Source organism: Nocardia sp. NPDC047654 (genome assembly GCF_043205035.1).
Classification (GTDB): domain Bacteria; phylum Actinomycetota; class Actinomycetes; order Mycobacteriales; family Mycobacteriaceae; genus Nocardia.
This window is the reverse complement of record NZ_JBIDDF010000012.1, coordinates 92,592-113,169: the sequence shown is the minus strand read 5'-3', so window position 1 is coordinate 113,169 and position 20,578 is coordinate 92,592. Positions and strand designations below refer to the sequence as shown.

The 20,578-nt window shown below is 66.5% G+C and carries 24 protein-coding genes; 11 read left to right on the top strand and 13 right to left on the bottom strand.

Annotation, left to right across the window (positions count from 1 at the left end; all coding sequences use genetic code 11):
• The first annotated feature begins 78 nt into the window (after nucleotides 1-78).
• Nucleotides 79-840 carry a class I SAM-dependent methyltransferase gene (locus ACGF7Y_RS26025; protein WP_393237632.1) on the top strand — a complete coding sequence of 254 codons (762 nt, stop codon included), beginning with the start codon at nucleotides 79-81 and terminating at the stop codon, nucleotides 838-840.
• Between the two features lie 123 nt (nucleotides 841-963).
• On the opposite strand, the gene ACGF7Y_RS26020 is transcribed toward ACGF7Y_RS26025, so the two are convergent.
• Complete coding sequence (locus tag ACGF7Y_RS26020; RefSeq protein WP_393237629.1) at nucleotides 964-1,473, bottom strand: HAD domain-containing protein; 510 nt, start codon at nucleotides 1,471-1,473, stop codon at nucleotides 964-966.
• Complete coding sequence (locus tag ACGF7Y_RS26015; protein WP_393237626.1) at nucleotides 1,470-2,168, bottom strand: hypothetical protein; 699 nt, start codon at nucleotides 2,166-2,168, stop codon at nucleotides 1,470-1,472. Before ACGF7Y_RS26015 ends, ACGF7Y_RS26020 begins: the two co-directional genes overlap by 4 nt.
• Before the next feature lie 175 nt (nucleotides 2,169-2,343).
• Between ACGF7Y_RS26015 and ACGF7Y_RS26010 the strand changes: the two genes are divergently transcribed.
• The gene (locus ACGF7Y_RS26010; protein WP_393237623.1) at nucleotides 2,344-2,700 is read left to right on the top strand and encodes a hydroxyisourate hydrolase; all 357 of its coding nucleotides are present in this window, start codon (nucleotides 2,344-2,346) and stop codon (nucleotides 2,698-2,700) included.
• A gap of 18 nt (nucleotides 2,701-2,718) precedes the next feature.
• Here the strand turns inward: ACGF7Y_RS26010 and ACGF7Y_RS26005 are convergent, their stop codons facing one another.
• From ACGF7Y_RS26005 to ACGF7Y_RS25990, 4 genes are all read right to left on the bottom strand, one after another.
• Nucleotides 2,719-3,198 (bottom strand): hypothetical protein, encoded by a 480-nt coding sequence (locus tag ACGF7Y_RS26005; protein ID WP_393237620.1) that lies wholly within the window; start codon nucleotides 3,196-3,198, stop codon nucleotides 2,719-2,721.
• Nucleotides 3,199-3,475: 277 nt separating this feature from the next.
• Nucleotides 3,476-3,874: a PPOX class F420-dependent oxidoreductase gene (locus ACGF7Y_RS26000; RefSeq protein WP_393237617.1), complete on the bottom strand. Its 399-nt coding sequence runs from the start codon at nucleotides 3,872-3,874 to the stop codon at nucleotides 3,476-3,478.
• Nucleotides 3,875-4,065: 191 nt separating this feature from the next.
• The gene (locus ACGF7Y_RS25995; protein WP_393237614.1) at nucleotides 4,066-4,542 is read right to left on the bottom strand and encodes a DUF1772 domain-containing protein; all 477 of its coding nucleotides are present in this window, start codon (nucleotides 4,540-4,542) and stop codon (nucleotides 4,066-4,068) included.
• A 627-nt stretch (nucleotides 4,543-5,169) separates the two neighbouring features.
• Nucleotides 5,170-5,742 carry a TetR/AcrR family transcriptional regulator gene (locus ACGF7Y_RS25990; RefSeq protein ID WP_393237611.1) on the bottom strand — a complete coding sequence of 191 codons (573 nt, stop codon included), beginning with the start codon at nucleotides 5,740-5,742 and terminating at the stop codon, nucleotides 5,170-5,172.
• A 279-nt stretch (nucleotides 5,743-6,021) separates the two neighbouring features.
• Here ACGF7Y_RS25990 and ACGF7Y_RS25985 point away from each other — a divergent pair, with 279 nt between their 5' ends.
• Nucleotides 6,022-6,987 carry a DUF3626 domain-containing protein gene (locus ACGF7Y_RS25985; RefSeq protein WP_393237608.1) on the top strand — a complete coding sequence of 322 codons (966 nt, stop codon included), beginning with the start codon at nucleotides 6,022-6,024 and terminating at the stop codon, nucleotides 6,985-6,987.
• Between the two features lie 349 nt (nucleotides 6,988-7,336).
• Here ACGF7Y_RS25985 and ACGF7Y_RS25980 read toward each other — a convergent pair whose 3' ends face one another.
• Nucleotides 7,337-7,600 carry an excalibur calcium-binding domain-containing protein gene (locus tag ACGF7Y_RS25980; protein ID WP_393237605.1) on the bottom strand — a complete coding sequence of 88 codons (264 nt, stop codon included), beginning with the start codon at nucleotides 7,598-7,600 and terminating at the stop codon, nucleotides 7,337-7,339.
• 128 nt (nucleotides 7,601-7,728) lie between these two features.
• Here ACGF7Y_RS25980 and ACGF7Y_RS25975 point away from each other — a divergent pair, with 128 nt between their 5' ends.
• A complete protein-coding gene (locus tag ACGF7Y_RS25975) occupies nucleotides 7,729-8,250 on the top strand; it encodes a hypothetical protein (RefSeq protein WP_393237602.1) in 522 nt (173 codons plus the stop codon).
• Between the two features lie 88 nt (nucleotides 8,251-8,338).
• On the opposite strand, the gene ACGF7Y_RS25970 is transcribed toward ACGF7Y_RS25975, so the two are convergent.
• The 3 genes from ACGF7Y_RS25970 to ACGF7Y_RS25960 form a co-directional block, all read right to left on the bottom strand.
• Entirely contained in the window at nucleotides 8,339-9,775 is a 1,437-nt protein-coding gene (locus tag ACGF7Y_RS25970) for a DUF4328 domain-containing protein (RefSeq protein ID WP_393237599.1), read from the bottom strand.
• A gap of 178 nt (nucleotides 9,776-9,953) precedes the next feature.
• A complete protein-coding gene (locus ACGF7Y_RS25965) occupies nucleotides 9,954-10,637 on the bottom strand; it encodes a hypothetical protein (RefSeq protein ID WP_393237596.1) in 684 nt (227 codons plus the stop codon).
• On the bottom strand, nucleotides 10,637-11,332 hold the full coding sequence (locus ACGF7Y_RS25960; RefSeq protein ID WP_393237594.1) for a hypothetical protein: 696 nt from the start codon (nucleotides 11,330-11,332) through the stop codon (nucleotides 10,637-10,639). The genes ACGF7Y_RS25965 and ACGF7Y_RS25960 overlap by 1 nt, the downstream gene beginning before the upstream one ends.
• 282 nt (nucleotides 11,333-11,614) lie before the next feature.
• Between ACGF7Y_RS25960 and ACGF7Y_RS25955 the strand changes: the two genes are divergently transcribed.
• The gene (locus tag ACGF7Y_RS25955; protein ID WP_393237591.1) at nucleotides 11,615-12,106 is read left to right on the top strand and encodes a hypothetical protein; all 492 of its coding nucleotides are present in this window, start codon (nucleotides 11,615-11,617) and stop codon (nucleotides 12,104-12,106) included.
• Here the strand turns inward: ACGF7Y_RS25955 and ACGF7Y_RS25950 are convergent.
• Nucleotides 12,094-12,237 carry a hypothetical protein gene (locus ACGF7Y_RS25950; protein WP_393237588.1) on the bottom strand — a complete coding sequence of 48 codons (144 nt, stop codon included), beginning with the start codon at nucleotides 12,235-12,237 and terminating at the stop codon, nucleotides 12,094-12,096. The genes ACGF7Y_RS25955 and ACGF7Y_RS25950 overlap by 13 nt on opposite strands.
• A 20-nt stretch (nucleotides 12,238-12,257) precedes the next feature.
• Between ACGF7Y_RS25950 and ACGF7Y_RS25945 the strand changes: the two genes are divergently transcribed.
• Both ACGF7Y_RS25945 and ACGF7Y_RS25940 read left to right on the top strand, forming a co-directional pair.
• Nucleotides 12,258-12,704 (top strand): MFS transporter, encoded by a 447-nt coding sequence (locus ACGF7Y_RS25945; RefSeq protein ID WP_393237585.1) that lies wholly within the window; start codon nucleotides 12,258-12,260, stop codon nucleotides 12,702-12,704.
• A 187-nt stretch (nucleotides 12,705-12,891) separates the two neighbouring features.
• Nucleotides 12,892-13,257: an HPF/RaiA family ribosome-associated protein gene (locus ACGF7Y_RS25940; RefSeq protein WP_393237582.1), complete on the top strand. Its 366-nt coding sequence runs from the start codon at nucleotides 12,892-12,894 to the stop codon at nucleotides 13,255-13,257.
• A gap of 265 nt (nucleotides 13,258-13,522) precedes the next feature.
• On the opposite strand, the gene ACGF7Y_RS25935 is transcribed toward ACGF7Y_RS25940, so the two are convergent.
• Nucleotides 13,523-14,764 (bottom strand): epoxide hydrolase family protein, encoded by a 1,242-nt coding sequence (locus ACGF7Y_RS25935; protein WP_393237579.1) that lies wholly within the window; start codon nucleotides 14,762-14,764, stop codon nucleotides 13,523-13,525.
• Between the two features lie 85 nt (nucleotides 14,765-14,849).
• Here ACGF7Y_RS25935 and ACGF7Y_RS25930 point away from each other — a divergent pair, with 85 nt between their 5' ends.
• The gene (locus ACGF7Y_RS25930; protein WP_393237576.1) at nucleotides 14,850-15,287 is read left to right on the top strand and encodes a MarR family winged helix-turn-helix transcriptional regulator; all 438 of its coding nucleotides are present in this window, start codon (nucleotides 14,850-14,852) and stop codon (nucleotides 15,285-15,287) included.
• 104 nt (nucleotides 15,288-15,391) lie between these two features.
• On the opposite strand, the gene ACGF7Y_RS25925 is transcribed toward ACGF7Y_RS25930, so the two are convergent.
• The gene (locus ACGF7Y_RS25925; protein ID WP_393237573.1) at nucleotides 15,392-15,643 is read right to left on the bottom strand and encodes a hypothetical protein; all 252 of its coding nucleotides are present in this window, start codon (nucleotides 15,641-15,643) and stop codon (nucleotides 15,392-15,394) included.
• A 598-nt stretch (nucleotides 15,644-16,241) separates the two neighbouring features.
• Here ACGF7Y_RS25925 and ACGF7Y_RS25920 point away from each other — a divergent pair.
• The 3 genes from ACGF7Y_RS25920 to ACGF7Y_RS25910 all read left to right on the top strand — a co-directional run bounded on the left by ACGF7Y_RS25920 (nucleotide 16,242) and on the right by ACGF7Y_RS25910 (nucleotide 20,570).
• Nucleotides 16,242-17,207 carry a helix-turn-helix transcriptional regulator gene (locus ACGF7Y_RS25920; RefSeq protein ID WP_393237570.1) on the top strand — a complete coding sequence of 322 codons (966 nt, stop codon included), beginning with the start codon at nucleotides 16,242-16,244 and terminating at the stop codon, nucleotides 17,205-17,207.
• Between the two features lie 368 nt (nucleotides 17,208-17,575).
• Complete coding sequence (locus ACGF7Y_RS25915; RefSeq protein ID WP_393237567.1) at nucleotides 17,576-18,937, top strand: hypothetical protein; 1,362 nt, start codon at nucleotides 17,576-17,578, stop codon at nucleotides 18,935-18,937.
• Between the two features lie 982 nt (nucleotides 18,938-19,919).
• Nucleotides 19,920-20,570, top strand: a complete 651-nt coding sequence (locus ACGF7Y_RS25910) for a hypothetical protein (protein ID WP_393237564.1) — start codon at nucleotides 19,920-19,922, stop codon at nucleotides 20,568-20,570.
• Nucleotides 20,571-20,578 lie beyond the last annotated feature (8 nt).

The window sequence follows — 20,578 nt, the reverse complement described above, 5'->3', positions numbered from 1 at the left end:
AGTACCGCAGTCCACCGATCAACGACGCCCGGTGAACGCGATGTCCGGCTCGGCCACAGTCGGATTAGAGTGTTCTGGGTGCCTGGTCCACTGCATTTCGATACCCACGCGGAGGTCTACGACCGGGCGAGGCCTCCTTATCCGGCTGCTGTGTGGGCCGAGCTGCAAGCTCTCGGATTGCTGCGGCCAGGGATCCGGGCGATTGATCTCGGCGCCGGTAGTGGACTGGCCACCGGACCGCTTCTGGAGGCGGGCGCGGCGGTCGACGCGGTCGAACCGGGCCTCGCCTTGGCCGATCGTCTGCGTCGGCGCTGGCCGGCCGCAGTCGTGCATGTCGACACGGCCGAGCAGGTGGAGCTGCCGACAGGAGTCTTTGATCTCGCGGTCGCCGCCACCGCTGTGCATTGGTTCGATCTGGAGGTGGTCGTGCCGAAGTTGCATCGCATGTTGCGCCCCGGCGGCTATTTCGCTGTGTGGCGCAATGCCTTCGGTGACCCGACAGTCCCGATCACACCGTTTCGCGAGCGAGTCGCCCAGATCGTGGCCCGCCGCGAAACCGTAGAACCACACCGCGTGCCTGGTGAACTCGACACGCAGACGTGGGCAGCTCGCCTGAGCTCCAGCGGACACTTCGTCACCACGCATATTCGCCACTTCTCCTGGTCGATCGACATGCGGACCGACCAGATCCGCGATCTGTTCACCACATTCAGCGACTGGAAGGCCGCCGAAGTGGAAGAGGCAGCTCGAGCGGTGGACGAACTCGGCGGGCAGGTTACCGAGCACTACGTCACGCCACTGATCGTGCTGCGAAGCAACACACTTCCCAGCGCCTGTTAGTTGGCGCCGACGAGGCCCGGCGTAGGTCCGTGGCCTGAACCGCAACCTGCGGATGTCGTATTTCCAAGGACTCAGCGTGCCGCTGCTGCTGTCTCGTATTCGATGTACCGGGGGAGCTGACCGTCACGGCTGCTGATTCCGGACCGTTCGCAGCCAGTCCCCGATCACGACGAGATCCGTGTCATCGAGACCGCGGGCGGCGTCGACGAGGTGGAGCAGAGCATGCCCGGGATGGTTCGCGCTCACCCAGTGCCGGTCGGCATCGGTGATTTCGTCATCGATCCAGGCGAATGGGCGTCCCGCCGCCCAGTCCACCAGATTTCGTGTCTTCCAGTGCAAGCCGATCCGCCGGTCTTCTCGATATTGACGTTCGTCGGTGGACCTCGACCACCCGACCCGGGGCAGCGGCGGTAGTCCGATCCGCGTCGCGATCTCCGTATTCGCCTCCTCGTCCCAGGCAGTCGCCCAGACGAGTACACACGGCATTGCCGAAAGCGCAAGCCCCGCTGCGCGTTTCAGCCGCTCGAACTGCGGATCCGTGGTCGCGGGTCGGGGGCGCGGATACCCGCGGACCGGTAGCAGCGGTCCGTCGATATCCAGGAAAAGTAGTGGGAGGGCCGGGCGGTCGCTCACCCGCACCACCTACCATTGAGTGAGCTGATCAGCATGCAACCGGCGACGCCGATGCACAAAGCGGCCCACGCGATCTCGATGCCGAGATCGACCCCGGTCCGCAGGCCGTAGGCCAAGGCATGCGTCGTCATGTCAACCGGCACGACGCCGATGAACATCCAGGCGAACGTACGGAAGGCGAGCATGAACAACCCGTCCCACCAGCCGAACAACAGTCCCCACAGCAGGACACCGAATCCGAAAAAGGCCAGCAGCAGCCAGAGACCGAGCCTCTTGCCGGACTCCGGTAGGAACCACTCGCTCCCGTCCGCCACCTCCACACCGACCACCTCCCCGCGCCAGAGCCGCAGCGTGGCCGGTTGACCCTCCCGTACCTTGCCGTGGAAGCTCGACGACACCTCGCGGGTCTGCCGTGACCCGTCGGTCCGCTGCCAGGTGACCTCGTAGTGGGTTGTCGTGGTCGTGCTCGTGTGGCCGTCGGCGTCGGTATGCGTCGTCGTCGTGGTGTAGGTGCGCCGACCCGCAATGAAACCCCGCTCGCTGGCCAAACAGTCGCCCGCACTCTCCTCGCACCCCACGGCCGCCCGGAACTCCCGGGTCTGCCGGTATGGGCCGGCGGCGGAGGCGAGCGCTATGACAAGCACACCCACACCGAGCGCGACGATGATCCACTGCCGAAGAGAACGCTCACCCAAGGATCCTTGGTACAGCAGTCGACGGGGCCTCACAACCCACCCCCACGCGATCCCGCGCAACGTCGCGACCATGTCCGCCCTGCTCGGTTCGGCCACTGTTCATCGGTGCATCTTCCAGTGAAAGTCATCGGCGTCGACCTCCTTACAGGAAACAACCACCACGCATGCCGAAAGGTTGGGTACTCGTTGCGCGCTATCCGCCCCGCGCAGCCCAGCCGTCGAGCGGGTCGCGACCTTCTACCCGGAGGTCACCGTCGCCGACGAACGGCACTGTCACGTGCCGCTGCTGTTGTCGCTGTTTTCGTACTCGACGTACCGGGGGGAGTCGAGCCTCGCCGGCCGCATCCTGCTCGAACTACCCCGCCAGCTGCGACCCCGCACCACTGCCAGCGCTACGGCACAACATCACCCACCGATCCCGGGACCTGCGCCCACCGATATACACCGGACTACGGACGCCACCGGTCCACGATCGGTCGCATCCCGGCGCGCATACAATCACCGGGATAGGTTGTTCCGCAGGAGGTTCTGATGAGGACGCCAATGTCACTCAACCGCCACCAGCACCGCAGAAAGTCATCGGCCCTGCTGGCGGGATCGTCGCTCGAGCTCGAGCCGGCCCAGGTGCCCCATGGCCATCAACGGCGAATCGAATACCATGCTGCACAACCCATCCGTCGATGAGTAGGGCCGCGAGCTCGTTACGGAAGTGTTCGCTGTGCCGAGCCAGCGAACTGCAACATGCGGTGTAATCATCGCGGATGATCGCAGCCACCGCCGCAGCGCTCGACACTGACGGTTCGCCAGAGCGCAGATAGGCAAGGCCCGCGTCCGCGAGTCCGCTGTGTCCCTCATGGTGCGCGTTGAGAAGAATCCCTTCGATTCCGACTCGGAACCGGTCCGGCATCTTGTCCAGGGCCGCCGCGGCATCGGCTGTCATGGGCACGGGTCGGTGGGGTGTGATACCTCGAATGGGTTCGGCTTTCGCCAACCAGCGAGTCGGAACGATCCAGGTGTCTTCGTCGCTCATGGGTGCAGACTGACGACACGGTCCGACGCGCTGTTTCCTCATTTCGGCTGGTTTCGCGCCAGCGCGCGAAAACCCCTTCCGGCCAGGACCGCAAGGGATTTCGTATTCGGATTCGATCACCCGGGCACGCTATCGAGCGCATCCTCGGACGCGAACCCGTGCTGAATCAGATCCGCGAAGTTGCGTAACCGATGTCGTCGCGCCCGGCCTCACTCGCTGACGCGGTCCATTCCGCTCGCTAGCGGACGGTCGGTGACGGCCTTTCGTGTGGGCCTCACTATTCGGCGCGGCGACTGGTGAAGTCGAAGGATCCGCCGTCGATGCCCCAGGAGATGATCCGTTCGGGGTGAATGCGGATGACCGCGCGTTCCTGGGGTGGGAACGGTGGCTCCTCGTCATCGAGTGCCTCGGCCGTGCCACGTACCTCGATGCCGCGGATCACGTATGGCTCCATGGAAACCTGTTGGTCGATCACGAACGACACCCGGCTGCCCGCCTCGACATTGCGGTACTTTCGACTGGCACGCATCCTCATTCCCCCGATGTCGATCGTGCCGTCGGCGTTCACCCGATAGCTGGTCGGGTTGTTCTGCACAACGCCGTCGGGCGACACCGTTGCCAGCCGACCGATCCCGGCCTCGGCGAGGAACTGCTGTTCATTGATGGTGAAGGTCATGTCCGTCACTCCTGGGTGAATTCGATATCTCGTGTGCCCGGCGATCAGCCGGAAATTGTCGGGTGGAGGAAGCTCGAGCTGCTGCCTGCCGCGTCCCGCGTGTCGTGCGTCAGCGGGACGGCGGCGACGAGCTTTCCACTGGTGCGCCGACCACCTACTCCGCGCGACACCGCCTACCGCGTGTTCTGGGATCAGAACAGAATCAGCGCGGCGCACAGTCCGGCGATGGCAATGAACTGCAGGGTGACCCGGTATTTCAGAATGCTGTCCCACTTGTCCTGCAGCGCACGGGCATCGGCCGGAATGATGCCGCTCTGGGCGGCGGCGGTCTGCTGGGTATTGATCGGTTTGGCGACGCGGACGTAGAAGGCGAGCCAGGTGAACAGTGCCGCCACCGTGATCCCCGCCGCGACAGCGGCGCCGATCTGACCGGCCAGCAGTGCGATCAGCAGCGTGAGCACCGCGGTGACCACGCCGCCCGCACCGACAACCGGCATGCGCTTGTCGCCGTAGTAGTGACCCCATCCCGCACTCATGGTCACGGCCGCGTCATCGAGCTTGCGGTACACAGACCGGGTGATCACGGCCCCGCAGACATCGGTGCCATAGACGACGGCATTGGCGAGAACGGCGACGGTGGCGACGGCCTGGCCGGTGAGAATGAGCATTTCGACTTCCCTTCCAATTTCTAGCATCGTTAGCAACTAGAGCAACGGTAGCATTCGTCCGCTATGTTGTCTAGCCTTGCTAGATTTCGAGTCGCTGCCGCGGGATCGCGCTCGGATCAGCAAGCTGTACAAGCCCGTTGCGATCGAGCAGACACTGTCGCCCGGTAAGCCGGTCACGTAACGCAGAGAGATCTTCGGCCTGCTGGATCCGCTGAGAGTGCTGGGCTCATTACGATCCCGGCCCCTCGTCGACCGGGTTGCGGGCAGCCTGACCGCGTCGGGGTCGGCGATCGACGACACCTGGCAACCCCCACCTTGACGACGGTCGGCTGACCTGCTGCTTGGTGATGACGCAGCTCAGGCGGCATCACCGCCACGCACCGGGGCCACCCGCAGAAACGCGCTCATCTGCCGCATACCGCGCGATGCGATGGGTCCAAAAGGTCGTTTCCGACCCAAATCAGATTTGGCGCACCGGAATCCGCAGCTCGCCGAAACCGCGAGTCGGGTCACAGCCCGTGCGCGGGATCTACGGGACGAAACCAGGGATGTCGGCGCCTTCGGCATGACTCGGTTCGGATGCGCGCGGGTCGGGCAGGGATGGCGACTCCAGATCGATGCGCAGGTCTACCGGGTCCACTGGTCGACCAACACCGCCAGGCGGGCGTCCCGCTGAGCCGGCCGCAGACGTCCACCGCGATCCAGGGTCGCCAGCCCGTGCAGGGCGCTCCAGCCGACCTCGGTGAAGGTCTCCGGATCATGCTCGCCCGCGAACGGTGCGAAGGCGGCGAACATGACGGCGAACGCGTCCCGCAGCGGCTGCGAGGCATTCTCGCCGAACGCGAGGTTCACCTTCATCAGAAACATCGCGTCGTAGAGCGCGGGCCGCGCGGTCGCGAAGTCGAGGTAGGACCGCGCCACCGCCGCCAACGCTGCGCGCGGCTCACCGCCCGCGGACTCCAACGCGGCGCGGCTCCACGCGGCCATCTCCGCGATGCCTTCCTCGGCGACCGCCGTGACGATCTCGTCCTTGCCCGCGAAGTGCGAATACAGCACAGGCTGGCTGTATTCGATCCGCTCCGCCAGCCTGCGCACAGTCACCGCGTCCCAGCCCTGCGACTCGGCCAACTCCCGAGCGGTGTCGATGATCAGCCGGTGCCGTTCGGCGCGTTCCCGTTCTCGTCGTGTCTGGATCCCCATCGGCCGACTATAGCATCGCTTGACAATCTAGTGTCACTAGATTTGGTCTTATTGGGTGGCAAGTGCAGGGAGGGCACTACTGCGCGTGTGCGTTCCGGACCTCAGGACACGGCGACTGCCAGATCACGGCCCGCTGCACGGTCTTGTCGTTTGGGGGAGCACCCATCTGTGGGGTCTTGGGGGTGGATGGTGGGAAATCGCCTGGCAGGGGGGTACACCTCTGCTCGACACCGCCACGACGCGGAGTTTGCGCTGAAGAGATCCGGTAGAAACATCGACATGGACGCCTCCTCTGCCGGCACACGGGAGTCATCGGCCGGCGAGCACGAGAAGACCGTCAGTGCTGCTGAAGCCGCTCTCGCTCACGTCGCCGCGCTGTCCACCGGTGCTGCGCTCGATCGTGAACTGCGCGTCACGGTGCACTTCCACCCCGATGTGGTGTTCAGGGAGGAGACCGTGCTCGCCGCCCTCGCACGCGAGGGTGTGTACCGATCGCAGTTCGAGACCGGGCTGGGCAATGGCGGGCTGACCGCGCACCCTGGCGGGGCGCGTTGGGTGTGGGAAAGCCGCATGTTCGGCGGCTGCTACGACTCGGCACCTGCCTCGGCCCGCCCGAAATACGGCTCGCTGAACCACCGGCCTGACCGCTACGGCGGCTCACCCCGCTTCGGCTCGTGCTACCTGCGCCTGGCCGCCCACACCCTGGAGCGCACCACGTTCTGTTTCCCCGACAGCGTGTTCGAACCCGACGCCTTCGGCACCGCCGCCCGGATGAACCTCGTCGGCATGGTGGAGGCGACGACCGTGACCGACCCGCTCGACCACTACATCGAAGCGCACCTGCACGGCCCGCTTTTGCTGGACCGCGATGTGGAAGAACTGATCCTCGACCCGAGCTACCGAGACACCCCGATCCACGCCACCGCCACCACACTGCCCTGCCCGCTCGGCTGGCACGACGGTTACACCCTCGAAGTCGACCGAATTCGCGCGAACCCCGCCTACCGCGGCCCCTCGGTGGTCGAGCTGGGCGAAGCAGTTGCCGACGAGCACGGAAAATTAACTCCGCGAGTCCTCGGTGCTGCTCGATCCTGGGCCGACCCCCAGGGACTGAAGAAGGTCTGGCACTACCTCGCCCGGTTCGGCAGACAGGACTGCACCTCTGCGGCCGTCCCCGCGCAAAGTGTCCGCCTGAGGTACACCCCACCTGGACAGCAGCGACCAGGCTGGACAGCGTCAGCCTGAAATGCCTCTCGCGCCTTGTGGACGCTATTCGGCTGATTTCTCCGAGTTCACGAAGACGAACTGGGTGCCATCCCAGCTCTCGGGAGTGGCTGGTGGCTCCATGAACTCGGCAGGGACCCCTGACCGGAACACGTCGCGGTCGTCCGACAGCGTTCTCAACACGTCCGGCGACACACGTGATTCAGGGTGACTTCGGCCGACCGGCCGCACCCGGCTCGTGCCCCGAGATGTCGAAGAGCCGAACGATTCTCGACGCCCCTCCACCTGTGGCTACGAAGTCGGCACTACAGTTTGCTCGTGCTCGCCAAGGGGGCGTAGAACGAATCATCGAGTGGCGCGGCATTTTCCGTCAGCGGCGGCGAGCTTTGCAGGCCACGCCGTCGTGGTCGCTGTTCAACTGTGGTCTGTGGCCGGGCTCGCTGCGGTGCAACGGGGCGGCGCGAGCTGCGTCGCAGTCAGGATAGAAGACACCGGCAGTTGAAGGAGGCCGGGGCTGAGCCGTTGCGGGGGCCGGAGCCGGCTCCGCAGTTGGTGCGGGAGCCGGGGTTGGTGCGGGGGCTGGAACGAATGGCTGAGGTGCGGGCTGCTCGACGGTGATGGTTGCCGTTGGCATGGTGGACGCAGCGGTCGTCTGCGTGGCTGGTGCTGGAGTGTTCGACGGCGGACCTCGATCGACCGTCGGCAGCCGGCGACGGTGACGGTGACGGTGACGAGCCTGTGCAACGGCACGGGTTCGGGTGCGTGGCAGCGGTAATAAGCCGGCTCACCGGTGCTGCGGTTGCGGGGGATCAGCAGCCACCGATACCCGGGTGGGTCGGTGTCGGTATCTCCCGAATCGCGGTCTCTACGATCGTTCGTGTGAGTGCCCCGAGACTTCGAGCATCCGATGCGAGCGGACAGACACTGGATGATCCGACCGACACCCAAGTGCACGACCTCTTCGCGGGCCTGAACGCACGCTGGCCGTTCGCGATCGTGGAAAGGCTCGATCGCGAGCCGACGGGCCAGTTCTACTTCCAAATTCACCTCGATTACGTCGGTGACCAGGACCCGAATGCCGACGAAGAGGTTGACATCGACTATGACGTCCAGTTCCGCGACGGCGGCCCGGACAAGCACTACCGCGCCAGGATTACCGGCGCGTACACCATCGCCGGAAAGGATCTCGCGTACATCGTGTACACCGTGTATCGCGCGTGGCGGAACGAAGATCCCCAGCTGGAAACCCTGCTGTCGTGGGAATTGCTGACATCCGACAGCTGAGCCGATGTATCGGCAAGCCTGGAGGTTGGTCGACGCGGCTGTCGGCGGTGGAGCAATTACCCCCTGAGGGCGAAGTCCGGCTGGAGTACTAGGAAGTCGTCGCCTGCCGGACAGGGTATGGCTGGTCCGCTGCCGCCTGCTGCCCGCCGTCGATCTGCCGGATGACCGGGACGAGCAGAGCCGCGGTCAGCGCGAAGAACGCCGTCGTCGCCCACCACAGGATCGGCTGCTGGAGCAAGAGCGCGAGCCAGGTCCATATCCAGGTCGTGAGCCAGCTCAGCCACCAGAACGCCACCAGCGGGCTGTAACTCGTCGAGGCGGCGTCGCCCGCCACGGGCGCGCGGCCGGCTCGGTGCACGTCGCCGACGACAAGCGCGGGGAGGACAAGATTTCCGAGGGGAAGAAACCAGCTGCCGATGGTCCAGCCACGCCTGAGCGTATGGGCACTCGGATCGAGATGTTCGGCATTGATTCTGGCCCGCCACAACCAGCACAGGAATAGCACGCCTGCGAGCGTCATGGTGAAGCCCCAAGCGAGGATTCCCAGGAGCGTGAGCGGTGCCCACGCATCCATTGCGGCCTCGTATTCGGCCGTGCCGGTCGGAGCGTCACGCACCGTCTGATAGTGGGGCGAGGCGATGGCGATCAACGCGGGCCCGGCGACGACAGTACAGCTCAGCACCGCCGCGACGAGGCCGAGGCCGCCGCCCGGCGCGAGCTGCGGCACGGGGCGAACGCCCGGGGCCGATGGCGCCGCAGCCGGTGACACGGCAGCCGGTTCCGGCTCCGGATCGGCGGCGAGGTGCTCCGCCCGCGCGGCTTGCCAACGCCCGATCCGGGTCAGCAGCACGGTGAGCAGACCGGCGGCGGTGGTGAGCAGGATCAAGCCCGTGCAGTGGACCAGCAACCCCGCGTCCGCGGACCCCGCGGAATCCTCGAGTCCCCGTCTGACGCCGATCGAGAGCAGGTAGGCCAGGAAATACAAGGTGGCTGCGAGGACGAAGGAAAACCACCAGGCGACGACGTACCCCGTCGTCGAGGAGGGAGGCAGGCGCATGGCGTTCCGGGGTGTGGCCGGATCGCTCGCCCGCTGGATGTCGTCGACCAGAATGGGCGGAATCACCCAGTTCACCACCGGGAGAAAACCTACGATGGCCCACACGCCGGGAAGCCGATGCCTCGCCGAGCACAGCAATTCCGCATTCCGCCGGGCACGGTAGACCCAGGCGATGAACAGCAGACCCGTGAGCATCTGCAGGCACATGGCGATCCACGTGATGGCACCGACGGCCGCCACCCACTGCTGCACCGAATCCTCGGTGCCGCCGTACCCGTCCGCTTCCCATTCCTGAAGCCGCGTACTCAGCTGCCAGGTCAACACCAGCTCGACCGCGCGCAGACCCGTCACCGCTGTGGCCGCGGCGACGATGACGAGCCCCAGCCCGCGCACCGAGCGAAACGACGATGGGGTGCCCGATGCGGAAAAGCTTACTGCGCGTCCGTGTTCGGTGTGGTTCGTGACCATGTTCCCCCCCGTACCGTCAGCGAAAGCAACCTGACAGTATGGCATGGTCTCGACGGGTGAGACTATGGCGCGGAGCGAGTCGAGCGTTTACCGGCGGCGCTGCGGCCGGATCAACCGGAACCATGTTGCGCGACGAACTTTCGCTTCACAGTCGGATCGGATGTCTGGACAGCGGCGGTCACGCAATGCGGTAGGACAAGAGTTTGTCCAACTCAGGGGCCAGGTCTTCGATGTCGAAGTCCCGTTCATAGGTGACGACGACCTTGTCGGGGGGCAGGTCGGGAGAGACCCAGTAGGTGACCCCGCTGTAGGTCTTGCCGATGCGAAGCAGCCGGGTTGCGTCGATCTCTCGGTCCCAGCCGGGAATCCCGTCAGGCAGACCCGCCTCGGCGGCATAGGTACGCATGGTGCGGGGGGTCAGTAGCCCGTAGGACTCCCAGTCCTCAGCGGTGTAACCGGCATGCACTTCCCGCAGGAAGACGCGGATCGGGGTGGGTATGCCCGCCCAGAGCGGTGGCGTGAAATCGCGGGCGGAATCCGGGTCCCAACCGATCCACACCACCCACGGTTCGTCGACGCCCACGGCGGCGTAGACGAGCACGCACTCGCCGCGCAGCATGCAGACGCGCACGTCGGCGAGCTGTTCATCGAGCGCCGCGGTGAAATTCGGAACCAGGCCGACCAGATCGCTGTTCCATAGGGAACGCGCGAGCCGCCCCCGATCGGCCGGGTCGTCCGATTCCGCGATCGGGCGCCACCGGGCCGGGACCGGAGCGCTGTCCACCGTCGTGGCGTCGACGAAGACGACCGGGCTGTCCTCGTCGAGGGCGGTGACGATGTCCTCGGGGTCGATCCGGGGCACTATCCGCCTCCCTGAAATTCGAGAAGATCCTGGATCACGCGCATCAGTTCCGCTCTGACCCGGTTCTCCAGGGCCACCTGCGCGGTCTGCCAGTTCGGGTCGACCCCGAGTATGTCACCTACGCTGCGTGATCCCTTGGCCCGGTTCGCGGAGAAGGACAGCCATTGCAGATCGAGCGCGGCATTGGCGACCATGATCATGTATTCGGGCGTCAGGGCGAGGAATCCCGGCATGTGGAACAGTTCGGCCAGGGGCACGACGTGGTCCAGAGATACCGCTGAGCCTCCTTTGGCGTCCTTGCCTATCCGGCCGCCCGGATAGGCCGGGTCGCGGTCGCCGACAGCAGGCCGGGACTGCCCTTGGAGCGGACCGGTGACCTTGCTCTTGCTGGGCGGACTGATCTCGCGCATGACCTCGTACAGCTCGCGAGCGGGTGATTGCCTCGGCACGGAGTATCCCTGCTTGCCGCCGCTGGGGTAGGGCAGTGTGTAGCCGGGCGGGACCTTGTTCTTCGCGGCGTTGGCGCTGTCGATCTGACGCGGGGACGCCTGAGCCGCCAGGCCGGCATCCGCCAATCGCTGCACGGTGCCGACGCATCTGCGTAGGTTGTCTTTCGCGGTGGCGTATTCCTGATTCAGCCTGCGGGCCTCGTCGTTGTACGCTTCGTACGCCGCTCGCTGGCGCGGATCGAACACATTCGGGCGCGCATTGTGTTGCGCGATTGCCTGTTCGACACGCTCAACGGCTACTTCTTGCGCTTCACACAACCGTTTCGGGGGCTTGGGAGCGGGCTGCGTAGTCGTCGGCAGCGGCGGAGGAGGCGGTTGAGCGCTCCCCACCGGAGCGCCGACCAACACGGCGCACACCAGGAGTGCCGCCGTCATCACTATGCCGAGGCGGCTGGATTCAGCAGGCCGATGCGACATGGTCCCCTCCGTAATCCCAACGGTAGCATCATGTTCCGACGGTGGGCTACGGTGGAGATTATCGCCATCTACCTGGGGGAGCAGGCAGTCGTGACCGATTCACCATCACCTCGATTCCAGCTCTCTCGCACCGGGTTCATCGCGCTCATCACGCTTTTCGCGCTGGGCGGGACCGGTGGCGCTACCGCGCTCGTGATCCAGCAGGCGCGAACGGAACTCACCGATGATGCGCAGATACGCTCGGTGCTCGGAGATTTCGCGGACGCCGTGGAGTCGGGCAGCACGCAGCAGGTGGTCGAACTGCTCTGCGCCGAGGAGGCCGCGATCTTCTCCGACCGGGTCTCCGGTGGCGAAGAAGCCGAGCAAGGCGGCTCGACCGGTGACGACCAGCGGCGCTCGGTCGACATCTCCGGCATCGTCATCCGGGGTGACATCGCCTCGGCTCAGGTCGCGCGCCCGCCGAGCGAGCCCCGGCCACTGTATCTCCGCAAAGAAGACGACCAATGGAAGGTGTGCGCGCCTGCCGCGGATCAGTTCGGATAGGCGATCGGCACACCGTCGTGATACACATCAGCGTCGGCGTGATCGCTCATCTGGTGGACAGCCCGATACGTGTTGCCCGGACACAGGTCCACTTCGGAGGCGACCACCAGCACCCGATCGGGGACGATCATCTGTGCTTGGCATACAGCTCGTGACAGTGCCCACGCTAGCTCTCCAGCCGATCGACACCGCTGAGCCACTGCGCTTCGGCTCGATCGTGCTGGTCAGCTACTTCATGATCTTGCTGGACAACTCGATCATCTTCACCGCGCTGCCGAGCATCGACGACGCCCTGAACCTGAGCGTGACCGGGCTGTCGTGGGTGCAGGACGCCTACACACTGGTCTTCGGTGGCCTGCTGCTGCTCGGGGCGCGCGCCGGTGACCTGCTGGGACGGCGTCGGGTGTTCGTGGCCGGGCCGGCAGTGTTCGCGCCGGCCTCGCTGCTGGTCGGGGTGTCACCGACCGGTGGATGGATGATCGCGGCGCGCGCCCTGCAGGGCGTCGGTGCGGCGATTGTGGCCCCTACCTCGTTGTCGCTGCTGACCGCCGGCTTCCCGGAGACGCTCGTGGCTGCGGAGACCGCGCAGGGGGCGTAGACGGTTGGCGGGCTGGGCCTCGCTTCGCAACAGTTGGGCGACCCAAATCGCTCGGTCCGATGATCATCGGGGATTAGGGGTGAGTACGGGGGTATACGCGGAGCAGGCTACGGCGGTGGAGTCGACGACGAACCCCATCCGCCCTCCGTCCGAGTAACAGTTGCCACCTACCGGAATGGATACGCACATGCAGATTCAGATCAACACCGACAGCAACATCGACAGCGGCGAAAAGCTGATCCGGCACGTGGAGGAGGAGATCGAGTCGGCACTCGAGCGCTTCATCGACCAGATCACCAGCGTCGAAGCCCACCTCAGTGACCAGAACGCGGGCAAAGGCGGACCGGACGACAAGCGTTGCGTGCTGCAGGCTCGCCCAACTGGTCAGCAGCCGGTCGCGGTGACCCACAACGCCGCGACGATCGATGACGCCTGCCGGGGCGCGGCCGAGAGTATGGCGCATCTGCTCGCCAGCCGGTTCGGGCGGCTGCACGAGACAAAGGGGGGCGACTCCATCCGGCACCCGCACAAGAACCACCCCCACACGAACTGAGTCAGCAGCAGCGGGCTGTTCGGTCCTCCGGGCGCTGTCGCAAAAAGACCGCCATGGATCCGCCCTGTGCTCGGTTGGTCGGTCCAGGGCGGACCCTTGGCCAGCGCGGCAGAACCCATTGTTCTGTCGCGTCTCCGGATGACGGCAGCGGTCCAAGACATCTGGCGCCGGCACGGCCAAGCCTGTCGTCACGGCGTTGTGCGAAGCGGTGAAGGCCCCGAACTCGAGGTCCAGCAGCTCCCCTTGGTGCTGAGTTCGTCGTGTGTCAGCGCAGTCCCCGGAAGGTGCGGCGTAGGTCGTCGGTCCATTGATCGGGGATTTCCCAGGGTATGAAGTGGCCGCCGTGGTCGTGAACGGTGAGGTTGACGTGGTTGTACCACTGGGCGCGGTCGCCGGCGCGGAAGTGTTCGACGCGTTGGGCGGTGCTGACGCCGGGCGGGTTCTCGTAGCCGACGAAGGTGATACCGGTGGGGGCTTGCACGACCGGGAGACGGTCATGGGAAGGCGTCCAGGGGTAGCGGTTGTGGTTGGCGTAGAGGCGTATCGAGGTGCCGATGGTATTGGTGGCCCAGTAGATCGTGGCGTGCGTGAGGAGGTCATCCTTGCTGAAGACGGTTTCGATGTCGCCGCCGTTGTCGCTCCATTTGAACCACCGTTCCAGCATCCAGGCCAGCATGCCCGCCGGGGAATCGGACAGGGCGTGGGCTAGGGTGCTGGGTGCGAGGAGGTGTGCCGCCAGGTGGACGGCGAAACGCCTGTCCAGCTCCACGATTCGTGCGCGCACCTCCGCGGGCAGGTCGCCGGGGTTCGGCTGTCCGCCGCTGAAGTCCCAGGCACGATCGCCGTTGAAGAAGTCGAGTTTCAGTCCGGATCCGATGTGGATGGCGTACAGCTCGTCGGCGTACTTGTGGCCGAGCTGCGCGGTGACCAGCGCGCCCACGTCGCAGCCGGCGGCACCGTACTTCTCGTAGCCCAGAACTTCGGTCATGAGCGTGTGCCAGAGGTCGGCGACCTTCCAGAAGTTCAGATCCGGGCGGTTCGTCAGCGGGCTGGAGAACCCGAAGCCGGGAAACGAGGGCACGATCACGTCGAACGCTTCGGCCGGATCACCGCCGTGCGCCCCGGGATCCGCCAGCGAGTCGGCGACCTTGGACCAGTGCCAGAACGTCCAGGGCCAGCCATGTGTCAGAATCAGCGGCGCCGGATCCGGGCCTACGCCAGGCCTGCGCATGAAATGCACTGGTACATGGTCGATTTCGACCTGGAAATGCTGGTAGGTATTGATCTCGGCTTCGGCTGCGCGCCAGTCGTATCCGCTGCGCCAGTAGTCCACCAGCTCCTGGAGATAGCTACGAGGAACGCCGTAATACCAGTCTTCATTGCCCACGTCGTCGGGCAGGCGGGTCAGATCCAGGCGCTGCCGCAGGTCGGTGAGGACGCTGTCGGGGACCTCGATCTTCGTCGGCGCCAAGGGGAACGGTCGGGCATCGTGGGTTCTCTCGGTCATCTGGCCTCCTGCGCCGTTTGGGCTTCAACTTTACATAAGTAGCTTATTTAAGCAACTTTCATAAGTCCGAGATATAGTTGGTCGCGTGGACGACATCGACGATTTCGACGTGAACGCCTTCGCCGAGGCGATCGAGGACTTCAACCGCGTCTATATCCGCATCCCGGTACAGGAGAAGCTGCCGTTCACCACACTGTCGGTGCTCGACACCCTGGCCCAGCGGGGCGCGGCGCGGCTGACCGATCTGACCGAGACCGAGCAGCTGACCCAGCCGGGCATCACTCAACTCATCGCGCGCTTGCAGCGCGACGGGCTGGTACAGCGCCGCCGTGACCCTGGCGATGGACGGGCCGTGATCGTGCACCTCACCGAGGCAGGCAGGCAGGTGCGGCAGGCCCGCCACGACGACCGGGTCCGGTACCTGGTTCCGATGGTCGCCGAACTGAGCCCCGCCCATCGTCGGGCACTCGCCGCCGCGCTGCCCGCCCTCACCCGGCTCGCCCAGCTGGGACGAGAGCGCTGACACACAGGACGGGCCGCGACCTATCGCTCGCTCATCGGCAATTCTCTGATTCCGGCTGGTGCGATGCCGCACCCGGGATAAAGCGCGCGGGCACGGGCGCTCTGTCACTTCGGTCTGGATTTCGGGATGCTCGCGGTCGACAGAACGGCGGCTGCGGCGGCGAGAGCGGCCAGGAGCAGGAAGGCGGTGGCGTATCCGCCCAAGACAGATGCCAGAGCGGTGGCGGCGAACGGCGCCGAGGCCATGCTGATCATCAGCGGTGCCGCAAGCAGGCCGGTGAGATGCCCGTAGTGCCCGGTTCCCCAGCGGTCGCTGACAGCGGTGGCTTGCAACAGGGTGAACACTCCGCGTGACATGCCGGGCGGCGATCGCAGCTGTGATCAACGTCCACGCGGTGGTGAGGACCCCCAGCAGGGCGGTGGTCGCGGCGATGGCGAGCAGTATCACCACGGTGCGGGTGCGGATGCTGGTGCGCGCGGCGAACGCGGAGTAACCGATACGGCTCGCGACCTGCCCGGCGCCGCCGAGCCCGAGCGCGACCGCCGCCAGGCCGTTGTCGAGACCGCGTTCGGTCAGCAGCGGAACCAGGGTGACCACCACCGCGAACGACGCGAACCCCGCGGCACTCAACGCGAGCGCCAGCGTCACGAAGGAGCGGCTACGCGCGATCGGGCCGGGATCGGTGAGATGGGCGTGCTGAGGTTCCGCGACCGGACGGGGTGGCCACGGCAGCCGCAGCCCGAACCAGTGCCCCGGCACGGTCAGTGGCACCTGAGGCGGCCAACCTGGCAGTGATGGCGCGACCGATTCCGTGCGAACCCCCGGTGATCAGGGCGCCGCGACCGGCCAGCGACTGGGGGAACTGGCGGCGGGATTCAACGAAGTGGTCATGTCGGTAACAGTGGCATCTATCGCGGCACGAATCGCTCCGCGATAGATGAGAGGCTGATCGGCATGGTCGATACCACTGTCCGGCTTTTGCGGCTGCTCGGTTTGCTGCAGACCCAGCGTTGCTGGACCGAGGCAGAGTTGGCTACTCGTCTGGGCGTGAACCCTCGCACGATCCGTGTCGATATCGCCCGGCTGCGGCGGCTGGACTATGAGATCGACGCTGCGCCCGGTGTGGCCGGCGGGTACCGACTCCGTGCCGGTGCCACGCTGCCTCCCCTGCAATTGGATGACGACGAGGCCGTCGCAATCGCGGTGGCTCTACGCACCGCGGCGCGCGCGGGCGTGGTCGGTATCGGTGACGCCGCGGGCAGGGCGGCCGCCAAACTGGAACAATTGCTCCCACCTCGGCTCCGTCACCGGCTGCACACGGTGCGCTCGGCAACCGAGCCGGTACTCGATGCCGGTAACCTGTTGCACACCAGCGTTTTTCGGGCTGTCGCCACGGCGATCGAGCGCACCGAGATACTCCGATTCGACTACTCCGATCGGCACGCGACGACCAGTTGTCGTCGAGTCGAACCACACCGGATGGTGCACAGCGGCGGACGCTGGTACCTCGTCGGCTACGGCCTCGATCGCCACGACTGGCGTTGCTATCGCGTCGATCGCATCGACCCGAAGACACCGACCGGGCCGGGCTTCACGATCAGAGAACTTCCCGGACCGGATCTGGCGACCTTCGTGACCCGCGGGCGGATGGCAGCACTATGGAACTACACCGCACGAGTCACAGTTCACGCGCCCGCCGACGCCGTCGCAGCGCGCATCCCCGCCGGCATCTGGACCGTCGAACCGATCGATTCACACACCAGCGTGTTGGAAGCTGGAGCTCAAAGCCCCCAACTCCTCGCGGCATACCTCGCCGCAATGGACCTCGACTTCCACCTCGACACCGAACAGGCACCGGAACTTGCAGCCGCCGTCACGATAATCGCCGCCCGCTACACAAAAGCCACGCGCGAGACTTGAGCGACCGTTCGCGAGGCGACTGTCGACCCACGGCCTTCGGGGTGCCGCGGCGACCCTTGGACTGGTCCGAGGCGCGCCGACGATCCGGCCCTGACACCGACCACCATCACGCAAAGCCTTGCCTGGCACCGACCGGAGGGCTTGCCATGGCTGGTGAATACCGGTATTGCGCTGGAACGTGAAGTGCGAAATCTTCTGCTTGGGGCGTTCCAGATTCTGAGGACGTACCGATCCAGGCGATGTAGGGACTGCTCGTGAACTGCTCGTGGTCGAGGTCGCGCATTGGGCCCTCCGGCATTTCGGCGCGTTCGTCGTTCCCGGAGCACGGAGAGTGCCGTGACGCAGGCGGGGATGACGAGCCGGCCGGGTTGGCCGATCGGATCGCGGGCGGGCTGCGCGAGGTGGCCCCGCCCGGCTGGCGGCGGCTGGAGGCGTGGTTCGCGATGACCGTGGTGGCCGAATCGGCGCTGCTGGTGGTCGACGACGGTGTCCGGTCGTTCCGGTGGCCGGTACCGGATGCGGTGTGGGATGCGGTGCGCAGGCATCGGCAGCTGTCGGCAGAGGCCGACGGCGGGCCGTGGTGGCGACTGCTGGTGCGCATCGATGTGGACGGTGTCGAGGTTGCTGCCGATCACGGTGCGGTGCCGTTCCCCGGTGAGCAGTTGTTCGCGCCGGAGGCCTACCTGGCCGATTTGGAACGCTATCCGCGGGATCGGCTGCCGGTGTGGTTGGCGGCCTACCTCGGGCGTGGCGAGAGTCGTACGCGGTCGCCGCGCGCCGCCGCCGCCGCGATGCGCGCGGACCAGCGTGCGGGTGTGCGAGCAGTGGCCGTGGATAACGAACTGCCGGAGCTGGCCGTGTTGTGGGCTCGGTGGGCGGTGCTGGCGGCAGCCTTCGTGGCGATCGGGTCAGGGCAGGGGCCACGGATCGGTCCGGCGGTGGGCATCTTCGAAGGCGCAGGACGCAGTGGTTCGACGCTGACGCTGCTGCCCGGCGACCGGGCAGTGCTGTCGGGTGGTGTGTGGGATGCGCCGGTGCTGGACGCCGCGTACAACGCGGGCGCGGGTATGCCGGATTTGTTTGCCGGAGCGCCGGATTGGGTGGCCGACCCGGTGCTCAATCCGCGGGCGGCAACCGGTTTGCTGTCGTTTTGTTACTGGTGGGAGGCCGGACGGTGGTACCGCGGTGAATCCGCGCCGATACCAGAATGCGCGCCGGCGATGCCGGCGGTGTGGACGGTCGGCACGCTGGCGGGCGTCGTCGGCAACCTGCTGGACGACCGGTCGGGTAGTAGGTCGGACGCGGCGCAAATGTTGGTGTCGGCGGCGCAGGCCGGTGCGGTGACTCGCGAGGCGATCGTGCAGGCTTTCGGTGACGGTGATGGCACCGACATCGATGGTGCGATGTTCCAATTCGTGCTCGCGGATCTGGACGCGAACCACGCCGAGGGCATCGGCGAAGCGGATGCCATCGAACTGGTCCGGGAACACATCCGACGACGCAGTTATGACACTGTGGGATACCCGCTGTCGACGTTGCGGGCCGATCGGATCAGCGTGGGCTGGATAGTACGTTCGCCGGTGCCCGATGGCGGAATTGCGTTGGACCGCGCGGTCTTCTATGTCGCCGACGACGGCGTTGTGGAACGCTCGACAACGTCGGTGCCGCTGTCGGTGTTCGTCGCCGGTTTCGAGCGACGGTTCCGGCTGCGCGGCACCGGCCGAGCCTGAGCGAAGGGGGGATCGCGACGTGAACGACGAACTCCGGTTGGATCCCGACCTCCTGCGTGATCGGGGAGCACGGTTGGCCGCGCTCGGGGACCGCGTGGGGCAAACCTATGCGGGACTGCGCGATTCCCTGGCCCACGCCGAAGGCAGTTGGGGTGACGATGATCTGGGTTTGGCGTTCGCCAAGGAGTTCAAGCCGCATGCGGACCAGTTGCTGGCCAATCTGCGGGCAATGGAGGAGAGCCTGCACAGCACCGCCGCTGGAATAGTGGACGCCGCAAGTCAATTCGAAGTGCAGGACAGGTACGGCGCCGGCCGGGTCGGCACTACTGCTGACGACCTGGACCCGATCGGCGAGCCGGCGCAGCCCCGGGCGCACGCCGGCGCGGGCGCGTTCTCGCCCGCCGGCGCTCGGGCACCCGTGACATCGGATTCCACAGCACCCTTTTCGGCCGCGGGAGACCCTGCGAATCCGACGAATCCCGCGTATCCGACGAACCCTGAGCATCCCACCGACAGGACCAACCTCCCCGAACCATCCATCCCCGGCGGAGTGCGGACACCGGACCCGTCCGCCGGACACTCCACGCCCGAGGGCGGTCCGCAACGGGATCTCTCGAGCCGGGCAGCGGGGCGAGAGGCGGACCGGGGAGTAGTCGGACCGGGGAGCGGCAACTCCGGCAAGCCTGCCGGAGACTCCGCTCGCCGCCCTCCTACCTCCGCGGTATTCGCCCCGACCACCGCCCGCGGTTCGCCTCGTGCGCCAGCCGGTCAGCAGGCAGGGGTCGGCCCCCGGGGCGTCGCGGGACGGCCAGACACTCCGTGGTCCGGGCAGCCACCCAGAACGGCCGGACCCCCCGCCGGTACCGAGCCGAGGCCCTCGAGTTCTCGGTACGGTTCTCCGCCGCGGCCGCACAAGCCCGCTGACGAATCGCGGCGCGGGCGCGATCGGCGTGGCTCCGGCCCGCGCGCGGTAACGCATCCCGTGATCGGTTGGCTGGCACGGACGCTGGCCGAGCACCACGATGTGCGGGTGGTCGGATTCGATACCCCCGGCTTGCAGGTGTCGGCCGTGCGAGAATTCTTGGCCGCTGTCGATCGGGTGCTCACCGACTACCCGGTGATCGCTCTCGACGCCGTCGTGGTGGCGGAGCTCGGTGCCGAAACCGGGCCGGTGTGGTGGAGTGTCGAGCCACGCGATACGCCGGGCACAGGCACCGGTCGGTCGATCACCCTCGACCAGCGGACCGCGCAGGAATCGAGGCGCGCGACCGGAACGACGGAGTCCGACGCCGAGTCGGCGGAGCCGGAAATCTATCGGGCGACGCTCCGTGAATTCGGCCGGGCACTCGACTTCGCCGGTGGCGGTCTCGCACGCAAGCAGGCACAGCGCGTCCTGATCGCGGAGTACTTGCGTCTGGAGGCGAAACCGTACAGCACACTCGCCGAGGTGGTCAGCGGTTACCGGCGATGGCGTGCCGAGTTGGCCGGGGACGCCACGAACGCACGCGGGTTCGACGTGAGCCGGGCCCTCGGCGCCGGATTCGCCGATGTCGTGCTGCGCGGCGATCAGGCGAGTGTCCAGGCGCGAGCATTGCACGCGGTGCTGATCGACGCGACGGCACCGCGGGAGTAGGCGGTGCG

Bases quoted from the DNA above. Each gene is read 5' to 3' on its own strand.
- ACGF7Y_RS26005 (WP_393237620.1), bottom strand. From the start codon at position 3,198: ATGAGCGACGAAGACACCTGGATCGTTCCGACTCGCTGGTTGGCGAAA.
- ACGF7Y_RS26000 (WP_393237617.1), bottom strand. From the start codon at position 3,874: ATGACCTTCACCATCAATGAACAGCAGTTCCTCGCCGAGGCCGGGATC.
- ACGF7Y_RS25995 (WP_393237614.1), bottom strand. From the start codon at position 4,542: ATGCTCATTCTCACCGGCCAGGCCGTCGCCACCGTCGCCGTTCTCGCC.
- ACGF7Y_RS25990 (WP_393237611.1), bottom strand. From the start codon at position 5,742: ATGGGGATCCAGACACGACGAGAACGGGAACGCGCCGAACGGCACCGG.
- ACGF7Y_RS25985 (WP_393237608.1), top strand. From the start codon at position 6,022: ATGGACGCCTCCTCTGCCGGCACACGGGAGTCATCGGCCGGCGAGCAC.
- ACGF7Y_RS25980 (WP_393237605.1), bottom strand. From the start codon at position 7,600: ATGCCAACGGCAACCATCACCGTCGAGCAGCCCGCACCTCAGCCATTC.
- ACGF7Y_RS25970 (WP_393237599.1), bottom strand. From the start codon at position 9,775: ATGGTCACGAACCACACCGAACACGGACGCGCAGTAAGCTTTTCCGCA.
- ACGF7Y_RS25950 (WP_393237588.1), bottom strand. From the start codon at position 12,237: ATGATCGTCCCCGATCGGGTGCTGGTGGTCGCCTCCGAAGTGGACCTG.
- ACGF7Y_RS25940 (WP_393237582.1), top strand. From the start codon at position 12,892: ATGCAGATTCAGATCAACACCGACAGCAACATCGACAGCGGCGAAAAG.
- ACGF7Y_RS25935 (WP_393237579.1), bottom strand. From the start codon at position 14,764: ATGACCGAGAGAACCCACGATGCCCGACCGTTCCCCTTGGCGCCGACG.
- ACGF7Y_RS25925 (WP_393237573.1), bottom strand. From the start codon at position 15,643: ATGTCACGCGGAGTGTTCACCCTGTTGCAAGCCACCGCTGTCAGCGAC.
- ACGF7Y_RS25920 (WP_393237570.1), top strand. From the start codon at position 16,242: ATGGTCGATACCACTGTCCGGCTTTTGCGGCTGCTCGGTTTGCTGCAG.